We start from the raw sequence: 12,078 nt of genomic DNA, 5'->3' as shown, positions 1-12,078 counted from the left end.
CGTGGCGAAACACCGACTTCAGCCGCAGCCCAGCAAGGGTGCCACCGTTGCCCGCGGTGCGCTCGCAGCGGGCGCCGTGACCATCGGTACGCTCGCGGCCCCCACGGCCGCCTTCGCAGCGCCCGCCCCTGCGGCGCCGGCGCCGGTCGCGCCCAAGGCGAAGCCCGCACCCGCGCCGGGCGTGAAGCCCGCCGTCGCCGCCGGGAAGGCCAAGCCGGCCGCGAAGCCCGCGCAGAGCGCCGCCGGCCGCACCACCGCTGCACGGCCCAACGTCGTCAGCGGCGTCGCGATCGCCCCGAAGCCGGGCGTCACCACCGTCGCCGGCGCGCAGCCGGGCGGCGCGAAGGCCAAGGTCGTGCAGGCCGCGCTGTCGCGCACCGGCCTGCCCTACTCGTACGGCTCGGCCGGCCCCAACTCGTTCGACTGCTCGGGCCTCGTCTACTGGTCCATGAAGCAGGCCGGCATCACCGTCCCGCGCGACAGCTACGGCCAGCTCGGCGGCGGTCGCTCGATCCCGATCTCGGACCTCCAGGCCGGCGACATCGTGATCTACAACGGCGGCAGCCACGCGGCGCTGTACATCGGCAACGGCAAGGTCGTGCACTCGGTGAACTACGGCATCCCCGTCAAGGTGAGCCCGCTCAACGAGATGTCGGTCTACTCCGCCCGTCGTTACTGACGTAACCTGGCAGTGATTGCGTTCGCAATCGTGCTCCAGCTTGGAAGGACCCGCTCGGCCGTGTCATCGACCTCCCCCTCCCGCTCGCTCGTGCTGCGCGGTTCCGCGGCGTCGGCCGTGGTCGCCCTGGTGGCCGGGCTGACCGTCACCGGTAGCGCGACCGCGGACCCCGACACCGCCGACGCCGCGCTGAAGCAGTACGAGGCTCTCTCGGAGCAGGCCTCCGGCACCAACGAGGCCGCGAAGGCAGCGCAGGAGGACGCCGAGAAGGCCACCGCCGCCAAGCGCGCCGCCGATGCCACCCTGGTAGCGGCGAAGCGCGAGGTCTCGGCGGTGCAGGCGCGGAAGGCGGCGCTCCAGCCTCAGATCGACGCCGTCGTCGTCGCGAACTACAAGGGCTCGCGCACCAACCGCACCTATGCCCTGCTCGTCAGCGACTCGCCGCAGCAGATGCTCGACCAGATGTCGACGCTCGACTTCGTCAACCGTGACGTCATCGCCACCGTCGACGCCTACAAGAAGTCGAAGGCCGCCGCGGATTCCGCCGCCACGCGCGCCGCCGAGGCCGCGAAGTCGGCCGAGGACACTCGCACCGAGGCCGAGCGCAAGGCCGCCGACCTCAAGCAGAAGAAGTCGCGGCTGGCGCAGGAGATCGCCCGGATCAAGGCGATCTACGACCGGCTCACCGGCGCCCAGCGTCAGACCCTCATCGGCCCGCCCACGCCGTTCGACCCCAGCAAGGTGCCGCCGGGGAGCACGTCCGAGCTCGCCGCCGTGCGGGCCGCGCTGACCCGCGTCGGCAGCCCCTACGCCTGGGGCGGCACCGGCCCCGGCCAGTTCGACTGCTCGGGCCTGATGGTCTGGGCGTACCAGCAGTCGGGCAAGTCCCTGCCGCGCACCTCGCAGGCGCAGCTCAGCGGTGGCCGCCAGGTCTCGCGCGGCGAGTTGCAGCCGGGCGACATCATCGTCTACTACTCCGCCGCCACGCACGTCGGCATGTACGTCGGCGACGGAAAGGTGGTGCACGCCTCCACGTTCGGCGTGCCCGTCCAGGTCGTTCCGATCGACGCCGCGGGCCCGTACAACGCGGCCGTCCGCTACTAGCCCGCCGGCGTGCGGACGGGGCCTGCGGAGCTACAGTGAGCCCATGTCCGCCTTCCTGCTGAATCCGCACACCGCCGACTACGCGCATTTCGACGCCGAGACGCGTCGGCTGCTCCGTGCGACCGTCGACTTCTTCGAGTCGTACGGCAAGCGGCGCCTGCTGCAGGCCGACCTCGACGCCGACTGGGTGGCGGACTTCCTCGCGTTCGAGAAGCGCGAGAAGCTCTTCGCCACGTTCCTGACCCCCGCCGCCTACGCCGACGGGGACCCGAACCGACGGTGGGACGCCGTGCGCAACGCCGCACTCAGCGAGATCCTCGGGTTCTACGGCCTCTCCTACTGGTACGCCGAGCAGGTCACGATCCTCGGCCTGGGGCCGATCTGGATGAGCGACAACGAGGAGGCCAAACGCAAGGCCGCGCGCCAACTTGCCGACGGCGGCATCATGGCCTTCGGGCTCTCCGAGCGCGCGCACGGCGCCGACGTCTACGACACCGACATGATCCTGACGCCGACGGGTGATGGCGGCTTCACCGCGTCGGGCACGAAGTACTACATCGGTAACGGCAACGCCGCCGGCATGGTCTCCGTGTTCGGTCGGCGGGCGGACGTCGAGGGTCCCGAGGGCTACGTCTTCTTCGCCGCGGACAGCGCCCACCCGGCCTACGAGCTGATCGACAACGTCGTGCACTCGCAGATGTTCGTCTCGACCTTCGCCCTGCACGACTACCCGGTGGCCGCCGAGGACGTCCTGCACACCGGGCCGGACGCCTTCGCAGCCGCGCTGAACACCGTCAACGTCGGCAAGTTCAACCTCTGCCACGGCGCCATCGGCATCGGCGAGCACGCCTTCTACGAGGCGATCACGCACGCCAACAACCGGATCCTCTACGGCCACCCCGTCACCGGTTTCAGCCACGTGCGCGCCAACTTCGTCGACGCCTACGCCCGGCTCGCCGCGATGAAGCTGTTCAGCGACCGCTCCGTCGACTACTTCCGCAGCGCCGGCCGCGAGGACCGCCGGTACCTGCTGTTCAACCCGATGACCAAGTCGAAGGTCACCTCCGAGGGGGAGAAGGTCGTCACCCTGCTGCTCGACGTCATCGCGGCGAAGGGTTACGAGAAGACGACCTACTTCCACCAGGCCAACCGGTACATCGGCTGGATGCCGCGGCTCGAGGGCACCGTGCACGTCAATGTGGCGCAGATCCTCAAGTACATGCCCAACTACCTCCTCAACCCGGCCGAGTGCCCGGAGGTCGGCACCCGCCTCGATGCGGCCGACGACGCCTTCTTCTTCGCGCAGGGCCCGCTGGGCGGCGCGAGCAAGGTGGCCTTCGCGGACTGGACGACGGCGTACGAGGCCGCGGTGGACGAGCCGAACGTCGCGATCTTCTACGAGCAGGCGAAGGCGCTCCGCGACCTCCTGCTGACCGCCGCGCCCGATGCGGAGCAGAGCAAGGACCTCGACTTCGTCCTCGACATCGGGCATCTCTTCTCGCTCGTCGTGTACGGCCAGCTCATCCTGGAGCAGGCCGCGCTCACCGGGCTCGACCGGAGTCTGCTCAGCCGCATCTTCGACGTGCAGATCCGGGACTTCTCCGCGTACGCCGTGGGCCTGTACGGCAAGCCGGGCGCGACGGCGGCGCAGCAGCAATGGGCGCTCGGCGCGGTGCGCCGTCCCGTCGCGGATCAGGCGACCTTCGACCGGGTGTGGGAGCAGGTCGCCGCCTACGACGGCGCGTACGAGATGCGCCCCTGAGCCGCCCGGGGCGGGGCGACCAGTACGGTTGACGCCATGCCGCGCACGCTGCTGGTCACCAACGACTTCCCGCCCCGTCCCGGAGGCATCCAGACCTATCTCCAGGCGTTCGTCCGGCAACTGCCCGCCGACGAGCTCGTCGTGTACGCCTCGCGTTGGCGCGGCAGCGAGGAGTACGACGCGGCGCAGCCCTTCGAGGTCGTCCGTCACCCGACGACCCTCCTGTTGCCCACGCCCGACGCCTTCTCGCGCGCGCGGGACCTGGTGCGCGCGCGTGACATCGAGACCGTCTGGTTCGGCGCCGCCGCACCGCTCGCCCTCCTCGGCGCTCCGCTCAAGGACGCCGGCGCGTTGCGCACCGTCGCCTCCACCCACGGGCACGAGGTGGGCTGGTCGATGCTCCCGCCGTCGCGGGCCTGCCTGCGTCGCATCGGCGACACCACCGACGTGACGACCTACGTGAGCAAGTACACCCGTGGCCGGTTCGCCGCCGCCTTCGGCCCGCGGGCCGCGCTGGAGCACCTCCCGCCCGGCGTCGACACGGACGTCTTCCGGCCCGACGATGCCGCCCGCTCGGCCCTGCGCGCCCGCTACGGCCTCGGCGCGGACGAGCCGGTGGTGCTGTGCCTGTCACGCCTCGTGCCGCGCAAGGGGCAGGACATGCTGATCCGCGCCCTCCCGCGCATCCGGGAGCAGGTGCCGGGCGCCAGGTTGCTGATCGTGGGCGGCGGACCCTACGCCGAGACACTGCACAAGCTGGTGCGCCAGGTGGGTGTCGAGGAGCAGGTGATCTTCACCGGGACGGTGCCGTTCGACGAGCTCGCCGCGCACCACAACGTGGGCGACGTCTTCGCCATGCCGTGCCGGACCCGCGGCGCCGGCCTCGACGTGGAGGGGCTCGGCATCGTCTTCCTGGAAGCCTCCGCGACCGGCAAGCCCGTCGTGGCCGGCGACTCCGGCGGCGCCCCCGAGACCGTGTGGGAGGGCGAATCCGGCCACGTGGTGCCCGGGCGCGACGTCGAGGCGATCGCCGACGCCGTCGCCGGCGTGCTCGCCGACCCCGAGCGCGCCGCGACGATGGGTGCCCGCGGGCGCGAGCTGGTGGCCGAGCACTTCGACTGGCGCCGCCTCGGGCACCGACTGCAGACGCTCCTCAACCCGTACTGACCCGCGGACCGTCGGATACGAGAACAGAACCGCCGCACCGGGATCCGGTGCGGCGGTTCTGGGTTCGAGGCTACTTGGCGTAGAGCTCGGCGATGTCGTCGGCGTACTTCTGCGTCACGACGTTGCGCTTGACCTTCATGGTCGGTGTCATCTCGCCCGTCTCCTCGGAGAAGTCCTCGGGCAGGATGCGGACCTTCTTGATGGCCTCCGCCTTGGAGACCGTCTCGTTGGCGGCCGCCACGGCCTTGTTGATCTCGGCCAGGAGGTCGGGGTCGGTGCGCAGCTCGGAGACGGTGGCCGCCTCCGGCTTGCCGTTCGCGGACTTCCACTGGGGGAAGGCCTCGGGATCGATGGTGACGAGCGCGGCGATGAACGGCTGCGCGTCGCCGACGACCATGGCCTGCGAGATCAGCGGGTTGCTGCGCAGCGCGTCCTCGAGGCCGGCGGGGGAGACGTTCTTGCCGCCCGCCGTGACGATGAGTTCCTTCTTGCGGCCCGTGATCGAGAGGAAGCCGTCGTCGTCGATCGACCCCAGATCGCCGGTGTGGAACCAGCCGTCCTCGAGCGAGGCCCGCGTGGCCTCCTCGTTGCGCCAGTAGCCGCGGAACACGACGGAGCCCTTGAGCAGGATCTCTCCGTCCTCGGCGATCTTCGCGGCCTGCCCGGCCAGCGGCCGCCCGACGGTGCCGATCTTCTGCGCGCCCGCCACGTTCACGGTGATCGCCGCGGTGGTCTCGGTGAGGCCGTAGCCCTCCATGACGGTGATGCCGACGCCGCGGAAGAAGTGGCCGAGGCGCGCGCCCAGGGGGGCGCCGCCCGAGATCGCCACCTTGCAGTTCCCGCCGAGCGCGGCCTTGAGCTTGCCGTAGACCAGCTTGTCGAACAGGGTGTGCTTGGCCTTGAGGATGAGGCCGGCGCCGCCGGTGTCCTGGGCCTGGCTGTACTCGATCGCCGTCTGCACGGCGGCCTCGAAGATCTTGCCCTTGCCGCCGTCGACGGCGCTCTGCTGGGCGGAGACGAAGACCTTCTCGAAGACGCGCGGCACCGAGAGGATCAGGGTCGGCTGGAAGATCGAGAACTGCGGCACCAGGTTCTTGGTGTCGTTGAAGTGGCCGACCACCGCGCCGCCCTTGAAGCAGGCGATGTTCACGGCGCGGGCCAGCACGTGCGCCAGCGGCAGGAACATGACGTTCGAGCCGCCGCGGATGGCGTCGCCGAAGGGCGAGGCGAGGATGGCTTCGGCCTCGCTCATGAGGTTCGAGTGCATGAGCTCGCAGCCCTTGGGGCGGCCCGTGGTGCCCGAGGTGTAGATCAGCGTGGCGAGGTCGTCGGCCTTCACGTCCGCGCGGCCGGCGTGCACCTGCTCGTCGGTGACGTCGGCGCCCTCGGCGGTGAGCGTCTCGACGGCGCCCCGCTCGCCGTCCTCCGGGTCGATCCGCAGGACGCGCTGCACCTTGTGCAGATCCTTCAGCTCGGCGACCTCGGCCGCCTGCTTCGGGCCCTCGATGATCATGAGGACGGCGTCGGAATCCTCGAGGATCCAGTCGATCTGGCCGGACGAGCTGGTCTCGTACACGGGCACGGTCACGGCGCCGACGGCCCAGATCGCGAAGTCGATGAGGGGCCACTCGTACCGGGTCGAGGAGACCAGCGCCACGCGGTCGCCCGGCTGCACGCCCTGCGCCACGAGCCCCTTCGCGACGCCCAGGATCTCCTGCTCGTACTGCTTGGACGTGACGGGTTCCCAGGTTCCCGCGACCAGGCGCTTGATCCGGACGCTGTCCGGGTCCGTGCGGGCCACATCGAAGACGACGTCGACCGTGGAGGCCGAGGGGTCGATGGTGTAGTTGGCGGGAACGCTGATCTCGCGCACGAATCCTCCGGGTCGCAAACGGTGGTGTTGTGGTGAACCTTACACCGCTGCTACAGGCGCGTTCCGGGCCCGAACCGACCCGGCACCGTCCGCCTCACGGCCGGATGTGTGAAGCTTAGGAGGTGAGCACCATCCAAGTGGCCGACGTCGCCTTCGTCGCCGCCCACCCGAGTGCCGTGGCCGCCGCGATGGCGGGCGCGCAGCGGTGGCGCGGTTGGTTCCCCGACCTGCGGCTGACCGTCACCGAGGACCGGGGCGACCTCGGAATCCGGTGGAAGGTCGACGGTGCCGTCGCCGGGACCTCGGAGTTCTGGATCGAGCCGCATCTCGACGGAAGCCTGCTGCACTACTTCCTGCATGCCGAGCCGAAGGCGCCCATGACGCCCGAGCAGATCGCCGCCGACGTGCGGGAGCGGCGGGTCCGCGGGCACGACGTGATGTTCGACGTGAAGTTCACGGCCGAGGACGGCAGGGTGCTGGGCGGCCCGGCCGTGCCCGCCGCCGAGGAGGTGGGGCGTGTCTGACGCGGAGCGCACCCGCGAATCCATCGTGATCGCGGCGCCGCCGGAGCGGATCATGGCCGCTATCTCCGCCTTCGATCGCTACCCCGAATGGGTCTCGGCGGCGCGCGAGGTCACCGTGCTCGAGACCACGTCGGACGGGCGGCCCCGGCGCGTGCGGTTCGTGCTCGAGGAGGGCTTCCTCCGGGACACCTACGAGCTCGAGTACCGGTGGGCGCCCGGTGGCCGGTCTGTCGAGTGGGATCTCGCGGCGAGCACGCTCCAGAGCACCCAGCACGGCCGATACGACCTGACGCCGACCGCCGACGGGGCCGGCACCACGGTCACCTACACGCTCGAGGTGACGCTGCAGATCCCAATGCTCGGGATGCTCCGCCGCAAGGCGGAGAAGGCGATCACCGACACCGCCCTCAAGGAGCTCAAGCGCCACGTCGAGGCCCAGTCGGCGGCCGAATCCTGATGTCCGGGAAGGACACCGCCACTCGCCTGCTGCTGGTGTCCGGAGCCGGGGGAGCCGGTCGGACCACCCTGGCGACGGCGCTCGCGGCGCGCGCCGCGGCGCGCGGACGGACCCTCCTCGTCACCGTCGGGCGGGTCTTCGATCCGCTCCTGGCCGACGGCACCGGACCGTTCGACCACGTGCACCTCAATCCCGTCGAACTGCTCGCGCAGTGGTGGGAGGGCCTGTCCGCCACCGTGCGCGCCGGCCGGAGCCTCGCCGACGGCGCCGACGGCCGGGGGTCCGGCTTCGACCCGTTCGCGCTCGAGCCGCCCGAACTCACCGGACTCGCCGACGCGGAGCACGTCCTCGTGCTCCGCGCGATCTCGGGGCACGTCGAGTCGGGTGCGTACTCCACCGTCGTCGTCGACGGTCCCGCCTTCGACGATCTCGTCTCGCTGCTGACCGCGCCCGCGTCGCTCGCGGCGTACCTCGAGCGGGTATGGCCGCGGCACGTCCGGTTGTCGGGATCCGCCGCCGGACCGGCCGGCGGCTCGCTCGCCGCGCTGCTGCTCGCCGAGCCGGTGGCCGGGCTCGCCGACCGGCTGGCCGGCTTCGTCGCCGACCGCTCGGCGCTCGAGCTGGTGCACGTGGTGACCGGCGACGGCGGACGGGCGGCGCGGGCGCGGGAGGAGCTCGCGGCACTCGAGGTGCTGGGACTGCGTCCCGTCGCGCTCGTGCTCAACCGTCTGATCGACCTCGACGACCGGTTCGCGCTGGACCTGCCGCATCCCGCGGTGCGCCTCGTCCGGTCGCGGGTCGCCGCGCAGGACGACGCGCGGGAGGCCCTCGCGGACGTGGCGACGGTGCTGGGTCGTCCGGTGATCGAGGCGGCCGAAGCGGTCGAGACCGTGCTGACCCCCGCCGCGGCGGCGGCGCTGCGCTGGGACGCGGCGGCGATCCTCGACGCGGAGCCGGTGGCGGTGCCGGTCCCCGACGTGCGTCCCACGGGCGGCCCCGGCCTCGACGCCCGGTACGAATGGTCGGTCGCGCTGCCGCTGGTCGACCCCACCACGATCGGACTCGGCCGCGTCGAGGAGGACGTCGTCGTCGAAGCCCAGGGTGTGCGGCGCCGGATCCGGCTACCGTCGGTGTTGCGCCGCTGCGTCGTTGCGGGCGCCACGTACGAGGAAGGGGAGTTGCGCGTGACCTTCGTCCCCGATCCGGAGGTGTGGCCCCGTGGCTGAACCCACCCCCGATCCCTCCGAGGAGTTCCTGACCTCCGCGGCGCGCCTGTTCGAGACCGCCCGGCCCTGGATCGCCGCCGCCCTTGCCGAGCACTCGGCGCACCCCGACGGCGACCCCGGCGCGNGCCGGCNGNGCGCGCNCGGCGGCGNCNNCGNCCGGCACCTCGAGCCCTTCGCGGCCGAGGCCTCGAAGTCCTTCGGGCACTTCGCCGACGAGGTGCTCGCCGACCTGCTGCGGCTCGCCGAAGAACTGCTGGGCAGCGCGCGGATCGCCGCGGCCGCCGTCGTCGCCGACTACTTCGCCACCGTCGGCCGCGAGCAGCCCGAGGCCGCGGATCCCGCGGAGCCGGGCGCGGAAGCGACCGGGGAGCCCGCCGCGCCCTCGTCGCAGGCGGGGGGCTACGAGCGCATCGACATCCGACTGGCGGAACCCGGGGAGGACCAGCCTTAAATGACGCTGACGATCGGCATCGACATCGGCGGCACCTCGGTCCGCGCGGGCGTCGTGACGGACGACGGCACCGTCGTCGACACGGCCCGGGCCGAGACGCCGCGCAGTGCCGCGGCGCTCGAGCGCTGCCTCGATCGCGTGGTGCAGGAGCTGTGCGTCGAGCACGACGTACGGGCCGTGGGCCTGGCCGTCGCGGGGTTCCTCGACCCGGCGCGGCAGCGGGTCGCCTTCGCGCCGCACCTGCCGTGGCGCGACACCGCGGTGCCGGCCGAGATGGCGAAGCGGATCGGCCTGCCCGTGATCATGGAGCACGACGCGAACTCCGCCGCCTGGGCCGAGTACGTCCACGGCCCGGCGCGGCAGTCCCGGGTCACCTGCGTCGTCGCGCTGGGGACCGGCATCGGGGCCGGCCTGCTCATCGACGGGGAGCTCTACCGCGGGGCCTACGGGGTCGCGCCGGAGCTGGGCCACCTGCAGGTGGTGCCCGACGGCCGGCCGTGCGACTGCGGCAAGCGCGGGTGTTGGGAGCGCTACTGCAGCGGGACCGCGCTGGTGGAGACCGCGATCGACCTGATGGGTCCCAAGGGCTCGCGCGGCGTGCTGCTCGCGCGGGAGCTGGCGGAGGATCCGGGCTCGCTCACGGGCCGCAAGGTCGCCGCTGCCGCCGAGGCGGGGGACCCGGTGGCGCAGGAGGCGGTCGCCGAGCTGGCCCGCTGGCTGGGCGTCGGCCTCGCGATGGTCAGCGACGTCTTCGACCCGGACCTGATCGTCCTGTCCGGTGGCGTCGGCGCCTCGTCGCGCCTGTTCCTCGACGACGCCCGGGACCAGTACGCGCAGCAGCTCACGGGCGGCAAGTACCGCCGTAAGGCCCGCATCCGGGCGACCGAGCTCGGCGAGCGGGCCGGCATGCTCGGCGCCGCCGCGCTGGCGCGCGATGCCGTCATCGGCTGAGGAGCCCCGGTTACCGATCTTCGGTGATCCCAAACCTCGTCTCCCGGTCGGGCACACCGTAAGGTTCACGCGTGATCGCACCCAGAAACGCTCGGGGCCGCCGGCTGCTCGCCGTGATTCCGCTGCTCGGACTCCTGCTCGCGTTGGTCTCGCCGGTGGGCGTCGCCGCCGCCGCGCCCGACGCCGGCAAGTGCGCCCCGCCCGGTGAGGCGTCCGCCTCGGCCGCGCCGCTCAACCTCGCCGCCGCGGGCGATCGGGACGTCGACAAGTACACGACGCCGGGCGTGGTGCCGCTGGAGTCGATCGATCGGAACGCGCTGGGGCTGATCAAGCCGGGCACGATCACCGTCGGAACCCTCGGGGACGCGCCGCCGAGCATCTGCCTCGACCAGGCCACGGGCCGGTACACCGGTTTCGACAACGAGCTGCTGGCGGCGATCGCGGCGAAGCTGGGCCTGCGGGTCGAGTTCTCGGGCACCGAGTTCTCGGGCCTGTTGTCGGCGGTGGCCACCAAGCGCTACGACGTGGGCTCGTCGTCGATCACCACGACGGACGCGCGCCGGCAGACGGTGGCGTTCACCAACGGCTACGACTTCGGCTACTTCTCGCTGGTGGTGAAGGCGGGCTCGGCGATCACGGGCTTCAGCGACCTCTCCGCCGGCAACCGCATCGGCGTCGTGCAGGGCACGGTCCAGGACGAGTACGTCACGAACGTGCTGAAGCTCGAGCCGGTGAAGTACCCCGACTACGCGACCGCGTACGCGAACCTGCGTTCGGGCCAGATCGACGCGTGGATCGCGCCCTCGGCGCAGGCGGACGGGCAGGTCAAGCCCAGCGACGGCACGGCCGTCGTGGAGAACACCTTCTCGGTGAACAACTACGTGGGGTGGGCCGTCGCCCGGGGCAACCAGCCGCTGGTCGACGCCCTGAACTCGGGCCTGGACGCGATCATCGCGGACGGCACCTACGCGAAGCTGTACTCGGACTGGGCGCCGCGCGAGATGCCGCAGGGCTGGAAGCCGGGCTCGAAGGCCGCGCCCGCACCGCAGCTGCCGGACTTCGCGGCGATCGCGGCGGCGAACGCCGCGAAGAAGCCGGAGGCATCGAGTGCGACGGAGCAGAAGGGGGCGCTCGCCCAGCTCGGCGAGACCTTCTTCAACTGGAGTCTCTACCGCGAGGCCTTCCCGTACCTGCTCAAGACCGGCCTGCCGAACACGCTGATCCTGGCGATCGTCTCCGGCCTGATCGGCACCGTCATCGGCCTGCTCCTGGCGGTGGCGGGCATTTCCCGGACCCGCTGGCTGCGCTGGCCCGCCCGGGTGTACACCGACGTCTTCCGCGGGCTCCCGGCGGTCGTGGTGATCCTGCTCTTCGGGCTCGGCATCGGGCCGATCGTCAAGGACATGACGGGCAACAACCCGTACTGGCTGGGCGCGATCGCGCTCGGCCTGCTGGCCGCGGCGTACATCGGCGAGATCTTCCGTTCCGGTATCCAGTCGGTGGAGGCGGGGCAGATGGAGGCCTCGCGCGCCATCGGCTTCAGTTACCGGCAGTCGATGTCGCTCGTGATCATCCCGCAGGGCGTGCGGCGGGTGCTCCCGGCGCTGATGAACCAGTTCATCGCGCTCATCAAGGACAGCTCGCTGATCTACTTCCTCGGCCTGCTGGCCTCGCAGCGCGAGCTCTTCGCCGTCGGCCGCGACCTGAACGCCAACACCGGCAACCTGTCGCCGCTCGTGGCCGCGGGCCTGTTCTACCTGGTCCTGACGGTGCCGCTGACCCACCTGGTGAACCACATCGACGCGCGGCTGCGCTCGGGCAAGCGGGAACAGGCCCCCGTCGAGCTCGACCTCGCCGCGGAGAAGGGCTGATCGCCGTGACCGA

At 71.7% G+C, this 12,078-nt stretch carries 10 protein-coding genes; 9 read left to right on the top strand and 1 reads right to left on the bottom strand.

The features are described 5' to 3' along the window. Position 1: 1 nt before the first annotated feature. Genes ACNAYW_RS18570 through ACNAYW_RS18555 form a run of 4 tightly spaced genes read left to right on the top strand, consistent with a single transcriptional unit; the run spans position 2 to position 4,712 of the window. Positions 2-679, top strand: coding sequence for a C40 family peptidase (locus tag ACNAYW_RS18570; RefSeq protein WP_415851133.1), 678 nt, complete (start codon positions 2-4; stop codon positions 677-679). Positions 680-739: 60 nt separating this feature from the next. Continuing rightward, entirely contained in the window at positions 740-1,783 is a 1,044-nt protein-coding gene (locus ACNAYW_RS18565; protein WP_415851132.1) for an NlpC/P60 family protein, read from the top strand. A gap of 43 nt (positions 1,784-1,826) precedes the next feature. Further along, positions 1,827-3,545: an acyl-CoA dehydrogenase family protein gene (locus ACNAYW_RS18560; RefSeq protein ID WP_415851131.1), complete on the top strand. Its 1,719-nt coding sequence runs from the start codon at positions 1,827-1,829 to the stop codon at positions 3,543-3,545. Positions 3,546-3,581: 36 nt separating this feature from the next. After that, positions 3,582-4,712, top strand: a complete 1,131-nt coding sequence (locus ACNAYW_RS18555; protein ID WP_415851130.1) for a glycosyltransferase family 4 protein — start codon at positions 3,582-3,584, stop codon at positions 4,710-4,712. 70 nt (positions 4,713-4,782) lie between these two features. On the opposite strand, the gene ACNAYW_RS18550 is transcribed toward ACNAYW_RS18555, so the two are convergent. Then, positions 4,783-6,585, bottom strand: a complete 1,803-nt coding sequence (locus ACNAYW_RS18550; protein ID WP_415851129.1) for an AMP-dependent synthetase/ligase — start codon at positions 6,583-6,585, stop codon at positions 4,783-4,785. A gap of 122 nt (positions 6,586-6,707) precedes the next feature. On the opposite strand from ACNAYW_RS18550, the gene ACNAYW_RS18545 reads away from it, so the two are divergent. The 5 genes from ACNAYW_RS18545 (at position 6,708) to ACNAYW_RS18525 (ending at position 12,065) form a co-directional block, all read left to right on the top strand. Then, positions 6,708-7,109, top strand: coding sequence for a hypothetical protein (locus ACNAYW_RS18545; protein WP_415851128.1), 402 nt, complete (start codon positions 6,708-6,710; stop codon positions 7,107-7,109). Further along, on the top strand, positions 7,102-7,566 hold the full coding sequence (locus ACNAYW_RS18540; RefSeq protein WP_415851127.1) for an SRPBCC family protein: 465 nt from the start codon (positions 7,102-7,104) through the stop codon (positions 7,564-7,566). The genes ACNAYW_RS18545 and ACNAYW_RS18540 overlap by 8 nt, the downstream gene beginning before the upstream one ends. After that, positions 7,566-8,792 carry an ArsA family ATPase gene (locus tag ACNAYW_RS18535; protein ID WP_415851126.1) on the top strand — a complete coding sequence of 409 codons (1,227 nt, stop codon included), beginning with the start codon at positions 7,566-7,568 and terminating at the stop codon, positions 8,790-8,792. Before ACNAYW_RS18540 ends, ACNAYW_RS18535 begins: the two co-directional genes overlap by 1 nt. A gap of 451 nt (positions 8,793-9,243) precedes the next feature. Then, positions 9,244-10,194, top strand: a complete 951-nt coding sequence (locus tag ACNAYW_RS18530) for an ROK family protein (RefSeq protein ID WP_415851125.1) — start codon at positions 9,244-9,246, stop codon at positions 10,192-10,194. A gap of 71 nt (positions 10,195-10,265) precedes the next feature. Next, positions 10,266-12,065, top strand: a complete 1,800-nt coding sequence (locus ACNAYW_RS18525; protein WP_415851124.1) for an ABC transporter substrate-binding protein/permease — start codon at positions 10,266-10,268, stop codon at positions 12,063-12,065. The last annotated feature ends 13 nt before the right edge of the window (positions 12,066-12,078 follow it).

It is taken from the genome of Tsukamurella ocularis, assembly GCF_965138335.1.
In the GTDB taxonomy this organism is placed as follows: Bacteria; Actinomycetota; Actinomycetes; order Mycobacteriales; family Mycobacteriaceae; genus Tsukamurella; species Tsukamurella ocularis_A.
This window is presented reverse-complemented; position numbering and strand designations above follow the sequence as displayed.

Coding starts and splice junctions, on each gene's coding strand:
- ACNAYW_RS18560 (WP_415851131.1), top strand. CDS start 1,827: ATGTCCGCCTTCCTGCTGAATCCGCACACCGCCGACTACGCGCATTTC.
- ACNAYW_RS18555 (WP_415851130.1), top strand. CDS start 3,582: ATGCCGCGCACGCTGCTGGTCACCAACGACTTCCCGCCCCGTCCCGGA.
- ACNAYW_RS18535 (WP_415851126.1), top strand. CDS start 7,566: ATGTCCGGGAAGGACACCGCCACTCGCCTGCTGCTGGTGTCCGGAGCC.
- ACNAYW_RS18530 (WP_415851125.1), top strand. CDS start 9,244: ATGACGCTGACGATCGGCATCGACATCGGCGGCACCTCGGTCCGCGCG.